Source organism: Nonlabens spongiae (assembly GCF_002117125.1).
Classification (GTDB): domain Bacteria; phylum Bacteroidota; class Bacteroidia; order Flavobacteriales; family Flavobacteriaceae; genus Nonlabens; species Nonlabens spongiae.
The window spans coordinates 3180078-3198057 of record NZ_CP019344.1 but is presented as its reverse complement, the minus strand read 5'-3'; the positions used below and the strand labels follow the sequence as shown (position 1 = coordinate 3198057).

At 40.6% G+C, this 17980-nt stretch carries 18 protein-coding genes and 1 tRNA gene; 12 read left to right on the top strand and 7 right to left on the bottom strand.

Going from position 1 to position 17980, the window contains the following annotated elements:
- Positions 1–62 precede the first annotated feature (62 nt).
- From BST97_RS14635 to meaB, 5 genes are all read left to right on the top strand, one after another.
- A complete protein-coding gene (locus tag BST97_RS14635; RefSeq protein ID WP_085767934.1) occupies positions 63–626 on the top strand; it encodes a hypothetical protein in 564 nt (187 codons plus the stop codon).
- Between the two features lie 155 nt (positions 627–781).
- The gene (locus BST97_RS14630; RefSeq protein ID WP_085767933.1) at positions 782–1126 is read left to right on the top strand and encodes a DUF3140 domain-containing protein; all 345 of its coding nucleotides are present in this window, start codon (positions 782–784) and stop codon (positions 1124–1126) included.
- A 46-nt stretch (positions 1127–1172) separates the two neighbouring features.
- Complete coding sequence (locus tag BST97_RS14625; protein ID WP_085767932.1) at positions 1173–1586, top strand: hypothetical protein; 414 nt, start codon at positions 1173–1175, stop codon at positions 1584–1586.
- A 94-nt stretch (positions 1587–1680) separates the two neighbouring features.
- A complete protein-coding gene (locus BST97_RS14620) occupies positions 1681–2529 on the top strand; it encodes a DUF6438 domain-containing protein (protein WP_085767931.1) in 849 nt (282 codons plus the stop codon).
- Between the two features lie 23 nt (positions 2530–2552).
- Entirely contained in the window at positions 2553–3572 is a 1020-nt protein-coding gene (gene meaB, locus BST97_RS14615) for a methylmalonyl Co-A mutase-associated GTPase MeaB (protein ID WP_085767930.1), read from the top strand.
- Between the two features lie 33 nt (positions 3573–3605).
- Here meaB and BST97_RS14610 read toward each other — a convergent pair whose 3' ends face one another.
- Together BST97_RS14610 and BST97_RS14605 are read right to left on the bottom strand one after the other, a co-directional pair.
- Positions 3606–4184 carry a phosphatase PAP2 family protein gene (locus BST97_RS14610; protein ID WP_085767929.1) on the bottom strand — a complete coding sequence of 193 codons (579 nt, stop codon included), beginning with the start codon at positions 4182–4184 and terminating at the stop codon, positions 3606–3608.
- Complete coding sequence (locus BST97_RS14605) at positions 4184–4411, bottom strand: hypothetical protein (protein WP_085768275.1); 228 nt, start codon at positions 4409–4411, stop codon at positions 4184–4186. Before BST97_RS14605 ends, BST97_RS14610 begins: the two co-directional genes overlap by 1 nt.
- Positions 4412–4510: 99 nt before the next feature.
- On the opposite strand from BST97_RS14605, the gene BST97_RS14600 reads away from it, so the two are divergent.
- Positions 4511–5860, top strand: a complete 1350-nt coding sequence (locus tag BST97_RS14600; protein WP_085767928.1) for a DEAD/DEAH box helicase — start codon at positions 4511–4513, stop codon at positions 5858–5860.
- A 104-nt stretch (positions 5861–5964) separates the two neighbouring features.
- On the opposite strand, the gene BST97_RS14595 is transcribed toward BST97_RS14600, so the two are convergent.
- The gene (locus BST97_RS14595; protein ID WP_085767927.1) at positions 5965–7473 is read right to left on the bottom strand and encodes an OmpP1/FadL family transporter; all 1509 of its coding nucleotides are present in this window, start codon (positions 7471–7473) and stop codon (positions 5965–5967) included.
- A gap of 12 nt (positions 7474–7485) precedes the next feature.
- Positions 7486–8589, bottom strand: coding sequence for a hypothetical protein (locus tag BST97_RS14590; protein ID WP_085767926.1), 1104 nt, complete (start codon positions 8587–8589; stop codon positions 7486–7488).
- 103 nt (positions 8590–8692) lie between these two features.
- Here BST97_RS14590 and proS point away from each other — a divergent pair, with 103 nt between their 5' ends.
- The 4 genes from proS to BST97_RS14570 all read left to right on the top strand — a co-directional run bounded on the left by proS (position 8693) and on the right by BST97_RS14570 (position 12044).
- Positions 8693–10171, top strand: coding sequence for a proline--tRNA ligase (gene proS, locus BST97_RS14585; protein ID WP_085767925.1), 1479 nt, complete (start codon positions 8693–8695; stop codon positions 10169–10171).
- A gap of 74 nt (positions 10172–10245) precedes the next feature.
- A tRNA-Glu gene (locus BST97_RS14580) sits at positions 10246–10317 on the top strand.
- Between the two features lie 35 nt (positions 10318–10352).
- Positions 10353–10607, top strand: a complete 255-nt coding sequence (rpsT, locus tag BST97_RS14575) for a 30S ribosomal protein S20 (RefSeq protein WP_085767924.1) — start codon at positions 10353–10355, stop codon at positions 10605–10607.
- Positions 10608–10871: 264 nt separating this feature from the next.
- Positions 10872–12044: a DUF3095 family protein gene (locus BST97_RS14570; RefSeq protein ID WP_085767923.1), complete on the top strand. Its 1173-nt coding sequence runs from the start codon at positions 10872–10874 to the stop codon at positions 12042–12044.
- Here the strand turns inward: BST97_RS14570 and BST97_RS14565 are convergent, their stop codons facing one another.
- From BST97_RS14565 to BST97_RS14555, 3 genes are all read right to left on the bottom strand, one after another.
- Positions 12045–13328, bottom strand: a complete 1284-nt coding sequence (locus BST97_RS14565) for a metal-dependent hydrolase family protein (RefSeq protein ID WP_085767922.1) — start codon at positions 13326–13328, stop codon at positions 12045–12047. It lies immediately after the preceding gene.
- A 66-nt stretch (positions 13329–13394) separates the two neighbouring features.
- A complete protein-coding gene (locus tag BST97_RS14560; RefSeq protein ID WP_085767921.1) occupies positions 13395–14492 on the bottom strand; it encodes an SH3 domain-containing protein in 1098 nt (365 codons plus the stop codon).
- A gap of 30 nt (positions 14493–14522) precedes the next feature.
- Positions 14523–15656 carry a DegT/DnrJ/EryC1/StrS family aminotransferase gene (locus BST97_RS14555; RefSeq protein WP_085768274.1) on the bottom strand — a complete coding sequence of 378 codons (1134 nt, stop codon included), beginning with the start codon at positions 15654–15656 and terminating at the stop codon, positions 14523–14525.
- A gap of 109 nt (positions 15657–15765) precedes the next feature.
- On the opposite strand from BST97_RS14555, the gene BST97_RS14550 reads away from it, so the two are divergent.
- Both BST97_RS14550 and BST97_RS14545 read left to right on the top strand, forming a co-directional pair.
- The gene (locus BST97_RS14550) at positions 15766–17031 is read left to right on the top strand and encodes a 3-deoxy-D-manno-octulosonic acid transferase (protein WP_085767920.1); all 1266 of its coding nucleotides are present in this window, start codon (positions 15766–15768) and stop codon (positions 17029–17031) included.
- Entirely contained in the window at positions 17009–17977 is a 969-nt protein-coding gene (locus BST97_RS14545) for a peptidase associated/transthyretin-like domain-containing protein (protein ID WP_085767919.1), read from the top strand. The genes BST97_RS14550 and BST97_RS14545 overlap by 23 nt, the downstream gene beginning before the upstream one ends.
- Positions 17978–17980 lie beyond the last annotated feature (3 nt).

Genomic DNA, 17980 nt, shown 5'->3' with positions numbered 1-17980 from the left:
CGACTCCGCTCAGCGACCGCGCGAAAGCGAGGTCAAAATTTTAAAATATTCCAGTTCAGCAGATGTCTGGGCTGGAATTTTTATTTTTAGGGATGCGCAGACTTTTTCTCTTCCTGATCTTGTTTACCATTTTAAGCTGTGGCAATCAAAACGAAAAAGGAGTTATTCAAGGTTCTGAAGAGACGTTTCTAACAAGTCATGAAACTATCTGGCTAGATTCAGATTTCAATAGCTATCTCAATAGTGAATCAGGGTATTTAACTTGGAAGCCTAATAAAGAAGGTATAAAATCAGTTAGGAAAACCATTCAAAAAGCTATAGTAGATGGAAAGTTTAATCGTCTCAACGAGACAGCTCGCACAAATATCGAAAGCTATTTTTATTTTCAATATATCCCTTACACTGATCATAAAGGTCAACGAGTAATTTTTATTAATGCATTCTGTGACTTGCTTGGCGAAACAAAGCCAATAATAGTTGTTGATAATGAAACTGGTACTGAGCACGAGTTAAGCTGGAAGGACTATTTTATAGAAGTATCTGATGGAGGTTGGTGCTACTGGCAAATGGAAGTAAATATTGATACCGGAGAATATTTTAATTTACATATCAATGGCATTGGTTAATCATGGAATTCTAGATAGCCCCTACCCTCGCTTTCGGAATGACAACACTTTGGCCTCTTTCATCTTTTTTCTAATCTCTTATTTCTAAAAATTTCCCACTTAACATCTCCATAACCTCAGCGTTTTGCGTCATAGCCTATCTTGAAAACAAAAAGATGATCGACAATTCAAAAGATGAGATCTACGATGAATTTTATGATGCGGTAAACATGACTCCCAGCGAGATTGAAGACTGGCTAGAGACTGATAAGTTAAAGGAAGTAGGTGTGGACAGCGGCGATGGCGAATCAAAAGGCCGCAAAAGCGCCAAAAAGATCATCAAGATCAAACGCAAAAAGAAGGACGAACTTACAGATACGAATTACGACCACATGCAAAAAGTTGTAGGCTACGTGAACCGCCATAAAGCCCAGAAACCCGATAGCGATATCAAAGAAAGTGACTGGAGATACAGTCTCAAGAATTGGGGGCATGACCCCTGCAAGGAGATGGATTGCTGATTTCATTCTTGAAAAAAGCTTACCTTTTCGGTTCAATTAATGAACCATGAAAATTTTTAGGAACATTGCTGCGCTCGTGGTGGGTTGGCTCGCCGGTAGCGCGGTAAATATGAGTTTAGTCACCATAGGACCGATGCTGATTCCCCTACCCGATGGCGTCAACCCTCAAGATATGGAAGCTTATGCTGAAATCAGCGCAACACTGGGCGACGAGCATTTTATTTTCCCTTTTCTTGCCCACGCTTTGGGAACATTGGTAGGTGCAACGGTGGCCTACCTTATCGCAGCCACAAGTAAAAATCTATTTGCGTGGATCGTAGGCGCGTTTTTTTTACTGGGAGGCATTATGGTGAACTATATGATTCCTGGACCGCTTTGGTTTACCGTGGCAGATTTGGTTCTCGCTTATATACCTATGGCTTTTCTTGGAATCAAAATTGGCGAAGCTATTCAGAGATAACTCTTCAGATTTAGATTGTAGGATTTAACGTACTACTAACAGAATCAATTTTGCTATAGCTGTAAAACTCTTTATACTTCAAAAAATTGAAAAGATGAAGTATTTACAGATACTTGCGATCGTTATTTTGTGTGCGAGTTGCGCATCGACCTCAACAGATCAAACGATCGACCTCCAAGGTAAATGGTTGGAAAAACATGGCGCTGATGTAAAAAATGTCAATACCAGACAAGACAATTCCGAAATGATCCCTCAAATGCCACAAGCGTTTAGATATAACGGTTTCCAAATCATCAATGATCGTTATGACAACTACACAGGATTTCAAGAGGTGGTAAGCGATAGTAGTGGTGGAAGAAGTTTAAAATACTATGGACATTTAACTGATTATCGTTTAAGTGGAGATTCACTAGAGATTTACAACCCCATTACAAAAAAATATTATCTGAAAGGAGTTCTCGACGTACAAAATGATGATTCTGTTATCTTAGTTAAACGCGGCGATTCCACAAGGTATGAGCGTCAAATCATTGAAAATTATGAAAATTTTGACCGTATAGAATTAGACGCCTCTAGATGTTTCGGTACTTGTCCCAACTTTTCCATTTCAATCTCTCAGAAAGGTGACATCAATTTTGAAGGGAAAGCCTACACGCCTCTCAAAGGTAAATACGTCTCACAGGCTTCTTTTCCACTGGTCGATTATGTGTTCTCAAAATTTGAGCAGCAACCCATACTCAAATATCAAGACAGGTATGAAGATGGAGGCACTGACCAGCAGACCATTACCCTCAGATTCTATCAGGCAGGAAAGCTAGTCAAAACCATAGAGGATTATGGAACCGCGTCGCCACAAGAACTTCTTTGGGCAATACAGCCGCTTAAAAATCTTTACCTACGCGATGAACTGAATTGGGAACGCATTCAAAAAGAAAACAACTAACTTCGTAGACTGAACTATGTGCAATGGCGGCAAATCCGCATATCAATCCTTTCAGTAAACGTTATAAAAAAGAACTTGATGCCGATCAACTGTTTCAGCAATTGCGTGCTGGCTCGTTGAGTGCCCTAAGTCAAGCCATAACTATGGTGGAGAGTCAGGCGGTGAAGGATTCCGCTTTCGCGAAAGCGATACTTCAACAGGCTCTACCCCACTCGGGAAAATCCTTCAGGTTAGGGATTACAGGAGTTCCTGGAGTCGGAAAATCTACTTTCATAGAAACGCTGGGTAAAAAAATCGTCGAGCAAGGAAAAAAACTGGCAGTACTTGCGATAGACCCGTCGAGCAATAGATCTAAAGGGAGTATTTTGGGAGACAAAACCCGCATGGAAGAACTGGTACGCAGCGATCGAGCCTACATACGTCCCAGCCCTGCGGGAAAGACATTAGGCGGTGTTGCACGCAAAACCAGAGAAGCTATCATTTTATGCGAAGCAGCTGGTTATGATTTTATCATTGTGGAGACTGTAGGTGTAGGTCAAAGTGAGACCGCAGTTCACAGCATGACCGATTTTTTTCTATTGCTCAAGCTTGCCGGTGCTGGCGATGACCTTCAGGGCATCAAGCGCGGTATCATGGAAATGGCAGATATGATCGCCATCAACAAAGCCGACGGAGAAAATGCCACGGCCGCAAAACATGCGGTAAGAGAGTTTAAAAACGCGTTACACCTCATGCCAGCAAAAGATCACGGCTATACTACACAAGTTCTTAAGTGCAGTGGGCTCAACGATAAAGGTGTGGTCAATATTCTCAACGTAATCATAAACTTCAAACAACACTCACACAACAACGGAAGTTTTGATAAACGCAGGGAACAGCAGGAATTATACTGGCTGCATCAAACCATTGAAGACACTTTAAAATCTCGATTTTATAGCAATGCCGCAGTTATCTCAAAAATGATCGAAATCGAGAAGCAGGTAATCCTCAAAAAGCTGACTCCCTTTGAGGCTGCTCAGCAACTCTTAGATATTCAAGGATGAAATCTTTATTTATATGATCGACTAAATGCTCGATTAAGGAGAAGAAGGTTGTTTTCTGAATCTCGCTTTCGCGAAAGCGAAAACATAATACACAACAACACCCCAGAAAGTTCCCATAAACACACCCATCAACACATCGCCCAGATAGTGAACGCCTAGATAAACGCGGCTGTACGCCACAAGTAGCGCCCAGATAATTGTAAAGCCGACCAGTTTTTTATAATGCCGCCAGAGAATCAAAGTAATAAATGCCGCCAGAGCCACGGCGTTGCTGGCATGACCGCTGTAAAAGCCGTAAGTACCTGCACTGCGACCCACTTTTGAGATTTGGTTCATGAAATCTGGCTCGCGGAATGGCCTTAGTCGCTCCACATTATCCTTAAAAAAATTGGCTACTTGATCGCTTAGAGTGATTAGCAGCGCCACTGCAAACAAGGAAATTATAAAAGATCGCCGGTCCAGTTTCCTGTAAAGTGCAAACAATAGGATGAAGTACAGCGGCAGAGCAGAGAGCTTGTGTGTGATGAAATTGAAGAAGGAATCGATCAGGTCATTTCCCCAGTCATTGAGATAAAGGGTAGCGCTCCAGTCCCACTGAATCAACTCCTCCATTATTCCTCGTAGAGTTTCATTTGCTCGTCATAGAATCGGCTGGCCTCTTCGATAAGGTTTGTGGTTTCCTCTTCTAGATTTTCGGCATCTTCATCTTCTAGATCTTCCAGAAACTCGATATTGTCATCTTTTAAATTGATGATGAATCGTGGATATTCTGTATGGATGACAAAGATATCTTCTGGATAGTGGACATTATCGCCCATTAAAAAACGTGGCAGTGACATAAACCTAATTTTTTGTGGCAATTTAAGTGAAATACTTGGCAATATTCTTTTGAAGTCGCCCAACTCTGATGCGCGTATCTTTGCGGCAATATTCAAATCATGAAAGAATTCTCTTCCCTCCAGCTCAAGATTCAATTATCCGATGCCATTGAGGAGCTAGGTTTTGAACAACTTACTCCTATTCAAGAGAAAGCTTATCCAGCTATTTCTTCTGGTCGCGATATGATGGGAATTGCACAAACGGGTACCGGTAAAACGCTAGGTTACATGTTGCCCTTACTGCAAGGACTTGCCTATTCAGAACCTACTGATCCCAGAATTCTCGTGCTGGTCCCTACTCGGGAACTTGTAGTTCAGGTAGTTGATAATGTAAACGCTTACGCAAAATATCTCAATGTAAAAACCCTAGGAATTTACGGAGGCACTAATATCAATACGCAGAAAAAAGCAGTTGCTGAAGGTGTGGATGTTCTAGTTGCTACACCTGGAAGACTTTATGACCTCATCGTCCATCAATCGGTGAGCATGAAGAAGTGTAAAAAAGTTGTGATTGATGAGGTGGACGTTATGCTGGATCTGGGATTCCGGTTTCAGCTGAATAATATTTTTGACCACCTTCCTAGAAAGAGGCAGAATATCATGATCTCTGCAACGATGACGGATCAGATTGAAGCTTTCATTAAATCGTATTTTAAGGATCCTCAACAAATATCAGTTGCGGTTTCTGGAGAGCGGCTTGAGAATATAGAACAGGTTTCTTATTCAGTCTCAAATTTCTATACTAAAGCAAATCTGATTGCTCATTTAGTGGAAGATAAAGAGGAGTTTAAAAAAGTTCTGGTTTTTGTAGACAGTAAACGCAATGTAGATCGACTGTTTGAAGCACTTCCCAGCGATCTGCAAAAAGAAACCGTGGTGATCCACTCCAATAAAACACAAAATTATCGATTGCGCTCCATTGAATCCTTTAATGAGGGTCGTTCCAGAATCATCATCAGTACCGATGTGATGGCTCGCGGCCTAGATCTGGAAAATATAACCCATGTGATCAACGTAAACACACCGAGTTATCCTGAGAACTATATTCACAGAATAGGAAGAACCGGTCGCGCCGATAAAAAAGGTAAGGCCATCTTACTTTTTACCAGTAAAGAAGAGGAATACAAAACGGCCATCGAATCTTTGATGGAGTTCAAAATACCTATACTAGATTTTCCTGATGCGGTCGAGATCAACCATGATCTCATTCCTGAGGAAAAACCCGCTAAACGGGAGAGCAACAATCCACATAAAAAGGTTGAGGAAGAACGAGGAGCGGCTTTTCATGAGAAAAAGGCTAAGAACCAAAAAACCAACCAGGGAGGAAGTTACCGTAGAGAAATCGCTAAAAAATATAAGAAACCCAAAACCAGAGGCGATAAGAATTTCAACCGGCGCAAGAAGAAGTAAAGTGAATTTTCTAGAAAAGAAAACCGCCCTTGGCATTAAGAGCGGTTAGATGCAAAAGTTATTAACGCTTTCGCGAAAGCGGAATACATCAAATAAGTTACGTGCTAAAAATTAAATCCTAAAGTAAATATCACATTAGTGAATCTGTTAGTGATCATCGCATTTTCCGTAAAATCAGAATCTAAAAAGCGCTCAGCATAATCGCGCTCCTGAGTCGCCCAGGCCGCATCAAGAATAAACCTACCCCAAGAATAGCCCAATCCGGCACTGTAGCCAGTCATATCTCCCATAATCTGCTTGTTCTCATAAGGAGATTCTGATTTAACAAAACCACCTCTCAAAGACCAGTTTTTTATACGGTACTCACCACCTACTCTGTAGGTCAAAGCGTTTTGAAGGTTTTGGTCAATAAAATTATTGTTACTCAAGAAAAGAAAGTTTCCGTCATCTTCAAACATCATATTCCCGTAATTTTTTGATTGAACATCGGCACTCAACAAGCCCTTTTTGCCAAAAACATAAGCGACAGAACCCATCCAACTTCCAGGAGTCCTTAGGTTGTACGCAGGGTATAATGTTAAAACTCTAGGGTCGACAACAACCTCCTGACCTGCCCCAAAAGTCGAGATTCGCAAAGACTGACTATCTTCAATGGTGAACCAAGTAGGAGACTCATAAGCAGCTCCTAACCTAAGCCCTTGAGTCATTTTTGCAAAAACCCCTAAATTTAAAGAAAACCCTGCTCCTTCACTAACGACTGAATCCACATATGTTACCTCAGATATTAAAGCATCAGCGTTATTATTAGATTCAAAGACTCTCGTTAAACGCTCTCTATCTAGGAAATGAAAATTAAGATTCATACCTAGACTTAACCAATTGTCTAACTCTAGACCTCCATTAACGGTGAATTTTCCACGATAACCACTATCTGCAACTCTAAAATCTTGAGCAAATGTTCCGGTTCCTGTATTAGAGAGATAGTCTACACTTCCCAAATCATTAGGATCTACAGCTTCAATGACTTCAGAATTTAATCCTAGAAAACCAACTTGTGCGGGAAATCCAAAACCTGCAGTTTCTCCCAAAGCAATAAATCGATCGTCGACAAAATCACCTCTTATTAAAGCGAGGTCTTCAAGTGGGAAACCATTTGCATTTTCAAGAAAGTAACCGGATACCGAGTTCTGCGTATTACCTCGTACAAGAACCTCGTTATCAAAATTTCTGGTAGAATCATAATTGAACCCAATAGAAAATTTATTGACCGGTGCACTCGGGTTTTCAAAAACAAAAACAAAACCCGCCTGATTCAGGCTTAAATCCAGATTATTATTAGTTGCTAGAGAGCCTGCGTATAGAGCGTCATTTTTATTATAATCAAATGCTAAGGAAAACGCACCATAATTATTAGCAAATACGGTTGAACCTGCTGGGTTTACTCCCATTGCAGTAAGATCACCTCCCAGTGCCCCAAAGGCACCACCTAAACTACGATAGCGGGCTGTACCATCCATTTGATCCATCCCATAAAGCAATCCTTCTGAAACAGATTGCGCGTTAAGAAAAAGGCTGCAGCAAATAAATGTGCAGCCTAAAATTATCTTTTTCATATAATTTATTGATTAACCTCTTCGACCAGACGATCGACTACTTCTACTTGAAGATCTTGTCCCGGAACTTCTACTACTCCTGCTCGAACTTGAACGTACTCCACTACTCCTTGAACTTCTACTGCTGGAAGAGCGTACTCCACTACTACGAGATCTACTTGAAGAACTGCGTACACCGCTAGATCTTCTTGATGAGCGTGGATAACTTGAACGAACTCTTGAATTTGAACTTCTGTTATTAATGGTAGACCTTCTGCTGTTATAAGACCTGCTCCTTACAGAATTTGATCTTCTAGTATTCCGAGCTTCACTAGCTCTTGTAGCGGCTCGTGATCTTGATAATGATGAATATCTTCTAGATGAAAGTGCTGAACTACGAGATACACCAAGTCTATTAGAACGAGTTACCCTATATCCATTATTGAAAGCTAGATTATTTCTATAATAGGGATGATAGCCAAAATTATTCCAGCCCCAACCGTTATTCCAACCCCAGCCATAATTCCAGCCAAAGCCAGCATTCCATCCATATCCTGCCCAACCAGGACCCCAGCCCCAATTATACCAGCCGACACTTCCGAGACTCCAGGCAGCACCCCAGCCTCCCCAGCCTAATCCATAAGGCGCTCCTAAACGAGTCCCCCAACCGATTCCGGGACGCCAACCCCAACTATAACCACCTCCAGCATTAGCCCAACCCCAGCCAGGTCCCCAACCAAAACCGTTATTATAATAATTTATATTAATTCTTGATGGATTTTCGCCCCAAGCAGCGGTTCCTCCACCATAAGAGTCAGTATATTCAGGTTCAGACTCTACATAACTTGTACCTGAGTAAGATTCTACATCAGTGAAAATACTGTCTTGACCAAAGTTGTTTCCGTAGGATTCAGCTCCCTCTGCAAAAAGGGATTCGTAATATCCAGCGCTATTTGAAATTCTAGAAGCACTTTGATCATAGTTCGTTTGATTGTTAGTATCATTTACTGGCTCAGATCCATATATACCATCATCGTAACTCGTGGATTGATACGATCCACAAGATGCCACCAATAATGAGAGTATAACTAGGTATACTAAATTGAATTTGCTTAAGTGGATATTTGAGTTATTCATGACGTGTATTTTCAAGTGCTTTGTATAAAAATAAGTAGTTTTGCCGTGCTAATAAAGCATTTAACAGAACTCTAAATTAAGCACAACATTTGTGCCAAAGCCCATGGCAAAACACTTAACCAGTAGAAAGGACGACTATTCAAAATGGTACAATGAACTTGTTGTACAAGCAGATCTTGCTGAAAACAGCGCTGTGAGAGGCTGCATGGTTATAAAACCTTATGGTTATGCCATTTGGGAAAAAATGCAAGCTGAACTAGACCGAATGTTCAAAGAAACAGGTCACCAAAACGCCTACTTCCCTTTATTTGTTCCTAAAAGCCTTTTTGAAGCTGAAGAAAAAAATGCTGAAGGCTTTGCCAAGGAGTGTGCTGTCGTCACCCATTACAGATTGCAAAATGATCCAGATAATGCTGGCAAACTAAGAGTAGACCCAGAGGCCAAACTTGAGGAAGAACTTGTCGTTAGACCTACCAGTGAAGCCATTATTTGGAACACTTATAAGGGTTGGATTCAATCTTATCGAGATCTTCCAATTTTAGTTAATCAATGGGCAAATGTGGTGCGATGGGAAATGAGAACCCGTCTATTCTTGAGAACCGCAGAGTTTTTATGGCAAGAAGGACATACGGCACACGCCACCGAACAGGAAGCTATTCAAGAAGCCGTCCAAATGAATGAAGTTTATGCAGATTTTGCCGAAAACTTTATGGCAATTCCAGTTATTCAAGGTGTAAAGTCAGAGAGCGAGCGATTTGCGGGCGCGGTAGAAACATACTGTATCGAAGCACTTATGCAAGATGGCAAGGCCCTACAAGCAGGCACCAGTCATTTTTTGGGTCAGAACTTCGCTGAAGCTTTTGATGTAAAGTATACTACTAAAGAAGGAAAACAAGAATACGTATGGGCTACTTCATGGGGAGTATCAACCCGACTCATGGGAGCACTAATAATGACTCACAGTGATGATCGCGGGCTTGTCCTCCCTCCTAATCTAGCACCAATACAGGTTGTCATCGTCCCGATTTACAAAGGACTAGATCAGCTAGAGGAAGTAAGTGTTAAAGTCCAGGAAATAGAAAAATCCCTTAGAAATCGTGGGGTCAGTGTAAGGTATGACGATCGTGACACCTTGAGACCTGGAGCAAAATTTGCCCAACACGAGTTGCAAGGTGTTCCATTAAGAATTGCCATCGGAGCTCGTGATATAGCAAATAATACCGTAGAGCTAGCAAGACGAGACACTTTAACTAAGGAGGTAGTAAGCATGGATGAAATCTCAAACTTGATTCCCGACCTGTTGAAAGAAATTCAGATGGCGCTGTTTGAAAAAGCTCGCAATTTTAGAGATGAACACATCACTGAGGTTGACTCCTTTGACGAATTCAAGAATGTACTCAAAAATAAGGGCGGCTTCATATCAGCACACTGGGATGGAACACCTGAAACTGAGAATAGAATTAAAGAGCTCACAAAGGCTACTATCAGATGTATACCACTGAACGTAAAAAAAGAAAAAGGAAATTGCATTCTAACTGGCTCTGAATCAAACCAGAGAGTTTTATTTGCAAAAGCTTATTGATTTTTTTAAAAAAATAGTTGGCAGTTTCAAAAATGCTTGTATTTTTGCAACCGCTTTGAAAGGCAAAACATCTTGGCCCGTTCGTCTATCGGCTAGGACGCCAGGTTTTCATCCTGGTAAGAGGGGTTCGATTCCCCTACGGGCTACAATATTTTAGGTTTTTAAAACCAGATTTTTAGATATGGCAAATCACAAAAGTGCTTTAAAAAGAATACGTAGAAACGAGACTGCTAGACTTAGAAATAAGCACCAGCACAAAACTACTCGTAATGCGATTAAGAAATTGAAAGAGACTGAAGACAAGTCTGCTGCTGAAAAGCTTTTAGTAGAAGTTTCTTCAATGATTGACAAGCTTGCGAAAACTAATGTTATTCACGATAACAAAGCATCAAACCTGAAGTCAAAGCTCGCAAAGCACGTGAATGCTTTAGCTTAAATAGATTCACATTAAAATTCAAAGCCTTTCTCCTCGGAAAGGCTTTTTTTATTCTCGGAATTTACTCTCACACCATTTCTGATCGGTAATCTAACAGCGTTCATTTAGTATTTGATATGTTCCGCTTTCGCGAAAGCAAAAAACCCAAACTAGTTGCGACCATTTTAAAATCAATAAATTCATAGATCTCAAGCCCGATTAATCTTCTGTTAATTGAGATTTCATAGAATGGTACCATGATACTTTTACCATATTTTAAGGGTAATGGCTTCTAACCTCACATTTTATAGCAACCTTAAGGTACAGCATACTCCTATTCATAAACTGATAAGGAATTCAAGTGCATTTTTAAAAGTACCTGAGAACTGGGTGGTAGTCGTGACAGATGTGCTAGATAGTACAAAGGCCGTTAATTCTGGAAATCACCAGAAGGTAAATCTTGCAGCCACAGGCAGTGTAGTTACAGTAATGAATACACTGAAAGCTGAGTTAAAGGCTTTTGAGATTCCTTATTTTTTTGGAGGAGACGGTGCTATTTTTTTAATACCTGCTGAAAGGGAATCTCAAGTTAAGGAGGCTCTTGTATCCTTCAGTCACCACGTTGAAAAAAACCTACAACTCACCTTACGCACGGGTTTTGTTTTAGTGAGCGATATCTATAAATCTGGATACGAAATCAAAATTGCCAAGGTGAGAATCAACAAGTATCTGATTATCCCTTTAATTTTAGGTAATGGTCTTCAACATGCTGAATATTTAATCAAGCATAATTACAATCCTACCAAATCAAATGAGGTGACTTCATCAATAATTGATTTAGAGGGTATGGAATGCAGATGGGATAAAATATCGCCTAAAAAGGATAAAAATAAAGTGGTTTGCTTAATTGTAAGTTGTGAGGATGAAAGTCTTCACTCACAAATCTATGCCGATATTCTGGACATGATCGATCTGACTTTTGGAACATTCAATCAGCGACAACCCATCTCAACCACAAAACTGAAATTGAATGCAACACTGGCTAAGATCAGGGAAGAAATGGTGGCGAGAATAGGAAAAAATAAAATGAGCTACCTACTCAAGCACTTTTTGATCACCTATTTCGGTAAGTTTTATTTTAAATTCTTTGCAGAAGGTAGGGCTTATCTTAACAAAGTAAGTCAGCTATCAGACACAATCATGATAGACGGTTCGCTCAATACGGTCATGGAAGGAGGCGCTAGTCAAATCGAGATGCTTACAAATTACCTTGATCTTTTAGAGAAAGAAGGTAAAATTAAATATGGGCTTCACGCCACTTATGCTTCAGTCATGAGCTGTTACGTTCAAGATCGAGGAGATAATCATATTCATTTTGTAGATGGTACCGAAGGTGGCTATACGAGTGCAGCAATAATTTACAAGAAAAAATACTCAGACAGTCCCGCAGTAGCCTGATTACTTCTTGTATACTTTACCATCTTTCATCACAAACTCTACAGCCTCTAACGTTGCTATATTTTTCTCGGGATTTTGAGATACTGCAATGATATCTGCATAGAATCCTTTTTTGACTTGACCTATTTTATCTTCTAATTGCAATATTAACGCGGGAATTATCGTGGCGCTTTGTAATGCTTCCATGGCTGGCATTCCAGCTTCGGTCATATAGCCAAATTCCTTAGCATTCTTGCCATGAGCAAAAACCCCAGCATCTGTTCCAAAAACGATAGGAACACCTCTTTTATAGGCTCTGGCAAATGTACCTTGAATCTGTGGACCTACTGCTTTAGCCTTAGGCACCACGAGTTCCGGATAAAAACCATCTACTTCGGCTTTTTCGGCTACTTCTTTACTAGCAGTGATCGTTGGAACGAGGTAACAGTTATTTTCCTTCATTAAATCCATGGTTTCCTCGCTCATATAAGTTCCATGCTCAATGGTTTTTACTCCTCCCAAGACTGCTCTTCTCATTCCCTCATCACCATGAGCGTGGGCTGCCACATGAAAACCATAGTCTGCTGCGGTTTCTGTGATTGCTTGAATTTCCTCTATTGTAAATTGAGGATTACTCCCATTTTTAGCAACGCTCAACACACCGCCGGTTGCGGTAATTTTTATACAGTCTGCTCCATTTTTGTAGCGGTGTCTTACGGCAGCACGAGCTTCATCAGGGCTGTTTGCAACGCCTTCTCTGGGACCTGGATCGCCCATGAGTTTTTGATTGCTTCCATTAGTGGGATCTGCGTGACCTCCTGTAGTGGCAATGGATTTCCCTGCGGTAAAAATGCGTGGGCCAGGAATTTTACCTTTGTTGATCGCATCACGCAAGGAAATATTGATACCACTACCTCCCAAATCCCGGACAGTCGTAAATCCAGATAATAATGTGATTTCTGCATATTTTACGGAATCATAGGCCACATCGGCTGGGTCATCTACGTACTTTTGAACATAAGCGTGTGGATTATACTCGGTTTCCATGTGCACATGCATATCAGTAAACCCAGGCATCACCCATTGATCCTTTAAGTCGTAGACTTCTGCAAATCGTGGAGCCTTGATATAGCCTTTCTCGACATCTACGATTAATCCATTTTGTACACTTATCGTAACTTCTTCCAGCCACTCTCCTTTTTCAGTATCTAATAAATGACCCGCATGGATATAAACGATTTGTTCCTGAGCTACTGAATTTAGAAATGTGAACAGCGCAAAAAATGATAAAAGAAACGATCTCATGAGAAAAAATTTGATTGAAAAGATAGTTCAAAGTATGGACTCTGGCTTGAATAAATTTTGAGTTGCTCAAATTTTAATCTGACCGAGTAGATAAATAGGTTCCGATTGATCAGGATTTTCATTCCGCCTATCCATGGGAAGAACAGGCATCAAGAACTCTCGCTCGCTAATCCATTCCAACGCTCCCACTGGAAACCAGCTGGTAAATTTAATTTCAAAACCCTTCTTCTTATCATCTAAAAAGCTTACTCTAAACGCAGTGAGCTGGTCAAATATCTCGCTGTAGGCACTTACTAAAAAAGTACCTTCAGGAGAAATGCTGAAATTACCATTTGCAAAAAGTGAGCGCTCGCCCGTTTTCTGATCAATTTTTATGATTTCTTGATCCTCGGCAAATCCCGTCGCGAAATATGCGTCTAACTCTTTGATGTAACCTAGATACTCAGTGACTGAGCCCCACTCGCCCGTATCATCTTTAACTAAAACACTGTCACGACCTTTATTTATAGGGAGGTAATATTGCGTAAATCCTTCACGAGCAGCCATAGAATCTTTTACGGGAAATCTCTTTGGAACAAATGATTGATCCAGTTTATAGGGATTTAGTAAAACCCTTTCTTTGTAATCAGAGTAATCAACTGTCTTGAACTGGATGATGTCTGCCAAGGCTCTTTTTGCAGCTGGATTGTATTCATACCTTACATTGCAATTTGTTCCTAGCTTGTACAATTCATCACGTGCATTAACACTAGGAATATCCAGCTCAGTTTGCTCCTCAAAAGAGTAAATGTCTGTAAAATTATGCAGACTTTCAGCAGGCAAATCGTCTAGATGCTTAGAGAGATAATAATCAAACACAAACCCCTCATTTCCTGATGACGCATTGTAATCGTGAAATAAGGTTTTGACTTTTACCCAGCTTCCTTCGACTCGTGATCCGTTATCCAGAACGGAGCCTCTAACCCCTTTTTCAGCAGGAATGATTATGACTTGAGCCCCATAGGGCAAGGTTTCAATCAAGCGTCCCTCGAGGCTGGCTTCTGCCCTGAGTTTGAGCCCGCTCTTTGCGTTCACTAAATAACATTGTGGACGAGTGGACTGTGCTTGTAACGCTTTCGCGAAAGCGAGAATAAATAGAACAACGAAAACTTTTTTACACCTCACTTTTTTGAAACAGCAACTACATTGCCAAAGTTACCTATGAATAAATTCCTTCACCGCGTCTGTGATATAAGCTATCTGCTCATCATCAAGCTCTGTGTGCATGGGAAGTGATATGCATTCCTTGACAAGCTGGTTCGTCACAGGGAAATCAGCCTCGTTGTAGCGATCGTCTTGATAGGCTTTTTGCTTGTGTAAAGGGATGGGATAATAGACTCCGCAAGGAATATCCTTACTTTGTAAGTGCTTGACCAACCCGTCGCGATCCACATCTTTAAGAACCAAGGTGTACTGATGAAACACGTGGCAATCGCAGTTATCACAAACCAGTGGTGTGATGATCTTTTCTTCTGCAGCAAATGCCTGCGTGTATTTTCTTGCGGCAGCTCTACGTGCATTATTATATGTATCGAGATGAGGTAATTTTGCTCTCAAAACTGTAGCTTGCATGGAATCCAGCCTGGAGTTTACACCTACCACATCGTGATGGTAGCGCTCATACATACCATGGTTCACGATTCCTCTTATGATATGCGCTAGATCGTCATCGTTTGTAAAAATTGCTCCACCATCACCGTAACAGCCTAGATTCTTTGATGGAAAAAATGATGTCGTTCCAACGTTACCGATGGTACCCGTTTTAGATTTCGTTCCATTAGAGTGTAAATAATTAGAACCTATTCCCTGAGCGTTATCTTCAATTACGTAGAGATCATGCTTTCTCGCAAGCGCCATGATTTCATCCATAGCTGCGGTTTGACCAAATAAATGAACGGGAACAATAGCCTTTGTTTTGGGCGTAATGGCTCTTTCCACGGCATCAATATCTATGTTGAAATTGTATGGGTTTACATCAACTAAAACGGGCGTGAGCCCAAGAAGCGCAATAACTTCAACCGTTGCGGCAAACGTAAAATCGGCAGTGATGACTTCGTCACCGGGTTTTAAGCCCAATCCCATCATCGCGATTTGAAGGGCATCTGTCCCATTTGCGCATGGGATGACGTGTTTGACGCCAAGATACTCCTCAAGCTCCTTCTGAAAAGCATGTACTTCTGGGCCATTAATAAAAGCAGCCGACTCAATCACCTTTTGCAGACCGTCATTAACCTGATCCTTTATTTCTTCAAACTGACCTTGTAGGTCTACCATTTGTATCTTGCGCATCCTTTTATTGAATAAATGAGGCGATAAGCCTGTTTTATGGTAAAAATAAGGAATAAAAGTACTAGAATATGCTACCTTGAGCATAAGTCTGTAAGTAGAAACACTGCATTTGAAAACATTATACGATACATTATCCACCGTGGTAAAAGCATGTTTACCCGTCGCTGGATTTTTCAATAAAAAAGTAAAACTAGGCGCTCAAGGTCGTGAGCGAACCTGGGATATTCTAGATCAAAATATAAAGAGTACGATTCCAAAAATTTGGGTACATGTTGCGAGTCTAGGAGAATATGAACAGGTCGTTCCTGTTCTTGAGCAACTGAATCAACAAGACTATCAAGTTGTACTTACATTCTTCTCGCCTTCTGGCTATGAAAATAAAAAGGATACAACGCTTGCTGACGTGGTGTGTTATTTACCCATAGACACTTTTGACAATTCTCGTAAATTTCTCGATATCGTTGAACCATCTATCGCGATAATGGTCAAATATGAGTTCTGGCCTAATTACCTGAACGGACTAAAAAAACGTGATTGCAGGACTATCTTAGTGAGCGGAGTCTTTAGAGAGAGTATGACTTTTCATAAATGGTATGGTCGCTGGATGTTGAAATCGCTGAAAGCATTTGATCATTTCTTCCTGCAGAATGAGAGCTCGCTGCACAACTTGAAAAATCTAGGATTCTCTAATGCCAGCGTAAGCGGTGATACTCGATTTGACCGCGCCAGTCAACTCATAGAGAGAGATAACAGAGTTGAATTGTTGGAAGCTTTTACGGTCGACTCAAAGTGTCTGGTCGTAGGCAGCAGTTGGCCTGAAGATATTGCGGTCATTAAGAACTACATTCTTCAGAAAAAAGATCAGGAAAACCTTAAGGTGATTATTGCACCTCACGAGGTACATGAACAAAAAATCAATACGCTTAAAAAATCATTGAATCGAGACGTGCACTTATGGAGTGAAATTAATCAGGAGTCTCCTAACAACTCATTCACAAGCAACATTCTAATAATTAACACCATAGGTTTACTAACCAAAGCCTATAGCTATGCAGACATTGCCTATGTGGGCGGTGGTATGGGAACTACTGGATTACACAATATTTTAGAAGCCGCAACCTTTGGAATACCTGTAATCATCGGGAAAAACTATGAGAAATATCCAGAAGCTGCAAAACTTGAAGATTTGGGAGGTTTATTTTCAGTAAAAAATAAAGATGAGTTTTCTGAAATTACTGATAAGCTACTTTCAGATGATCGCTTCAGAGAAAAAACAGGCATGATTTCTGGTCACTGGATAAACAGCAATACGGGCGCGACCAGGCAAATCATCAAATACCTAAAAGGAATCAATGAGAACATTATTTCTTCTTAGCCTATTACTTTCAGTAACTATAGGCACGTCACAAGATATTCAGGTACAAGACACCTACAGCAAGAAACCGGTTCCGTTTGCAACTGTAAGTTTTGGAGATGGAATGGGAACTTTTGCAGACGCCAATGGTATATTTAGATTCAGTAAAAAATTATATCCTCGGGTAGACACTTTGTTTGTTTCTAGCATTGGTTATGAAACGCTCACCATTCCAATTCCCGATCTTTTAGATGTTGTTAATTTGGTTCCTGCAGCAAGTAAGTTGGAAACAGTTGTGGTAAGTGCAGAGCTATTAGGAGACTATGATATAGAAAAAATTAAACCTATAGTTCACGAAGAGTATGAAGATTGCTGGTTACCTACTGTGGAAAGTGAGATTGCAACAAAGATTGAACGTCATGAGGGGCAACCTACCATGATTAGCAAGCTCTACATACCTATTCTTTTAGAGAAAAGTCAGCGTTCCAAAAACAAAATGCGCAAATTTTCCAGTATTTTCAGGGTTCAGTTCTATGATGTAGAGCAAGATGGCAGCCCATCATTTGAGTCGTTGTACCCTAGCAAAACGTTCCTAATAACTGAGGAAAGTGAGAAAATCTATGAACTGGATCTTACAGATTTAAAAATCGTAGTCCCCAGTTCTGGAGTCTTTGCTTCTATTCAGGTTTTAGGTTATGCTAAACCCAGTGGCGATCTAATAAACGCAAAAAAGTACAGAGAGATCAAGACCAGAACGGGATACACTAAAGTTTCCACAACCTACCGGCCACTTCTACCCTTTACTGATGAAATCGATGGCAAGAAAACTTGGGTTAGGAGAATTTTCCTCAACAATAAAAAGTGGCAGCTTTTTGACTTTGATTACAACGCTTTAAGTAAACTCGTCAGGTCTGGTCATAACAATTACGGAATGGGCGCTGAGCTTAGGGTTTATGAAAAGAAATAATTT

Bases quoted from the DNA above. Each gene is read 5' to 3' on its own strand.
- BST97_RS14600 (WP_085767928.1), top strand. From the start codon at position 4,511: ATGAAAGAATTCTCTTCCCTCCAGCTCAAGATTCAATTATCCGATGCC.
- BST97_RS14620 (WP_085767931.1), top strand. From the start codon at position 1,681: ATGAAGTATTTACAGATACTTGCGATCGTTATTTTGTGTGCGAGTTGC.
- BST97_RS14595 (WP_085767927.1), bottom strand. From the start codon at position 7,473: ATGAAAAAGATAATTTTAGGCTGCACATTTATTTGCTGCAGCCTTTTT.
- BST97_RS14605 (WP_085768275.1), bottom strand. From the start codon at position 4,411: ATGTCACTGCCACGTTTTTTAATGGGCGATAATGTCCACTATCCAGAA.
- BST97_RS14545 (WP_085767919.1), top strand. From the start codon at position 17,009: ATGAGAACATTATTTCTTCTTAGCCTATTACTTTCAGTAACTATAGGC.
- BST97_RS14570 (WP_085767923.1), top strand. From the start codon at position 10,872: ATGGCTTCTAACCTCACATTTTATAGCAACCTTAAGGTACAGCATACT.
- BST97_RS14565 (WP_085767922.1), bottom strand. From the start codon at position 13,328: ATGAGATCGTTTCTTTTATCATTTTTTGCGCTGTTCACATTTCTAAAT.
- rpsT (WP_085767924.1), top strand. From the start codon at position 10,353: ATGGCAAATCACAAAAGTGCTTTAAAAAGAATACGTAGAAACGAGACT.
- BST97_RS14630 (WP_085767933.1), top strand. From the start codon at position 782: ATGATCGACAATTCAAAAGATGAGATCTACGATGAATTTTATGATGCG.
- BST97_RS14590 (WP_085767926.1), bottom strand. From the start codon at position 8,589: ATGAATAACTCAAATATCCACTTAAGCAAATTCAATTTAGTATACCTA.
- meaB (WP_085767930.1), top strand. From the start codon at position 2,553: ATGGCGGCAAATCCGCATATCAATCCTTTCAGTAAACGTTATAAAAAA.
- BST97_RS14610 (WP_085767929.1), bottom strand. From the start codon at position 4,184: ATGGAGGAGTTGATTCAGTGGGACTGGAGCGCTACCCTTTATCTCAAT.
- BST97_RS14635 (WP_085767934.1), top strand. From the start codon at position 63: ATGTCTGGGCTGGAATTTTTATTTTTAGGGATGCGCAGACTTTTTCTC.
- BST97_RS14625 (WP_085767932.1), top strand. From the start codon at position 1,173: ATGAAAATTTTTAGGAACATTGCTGCGCTCGTGGTGGGTTGGCTCGCC.
- BST97_RS14555 (WP_085768274.1), bottom strand. From the start codon at position 15,656: ATGCGCAAGATACAAATGGTAGACCTACAAGGTCAGTTTGAAGAAATA.
- proS (WP_085767925.1), top strand. From the start codon at position 8,693: ATGGCAAAACACTTAACCAGTAGAAAGGACGACTATTCAAAATGGTAC.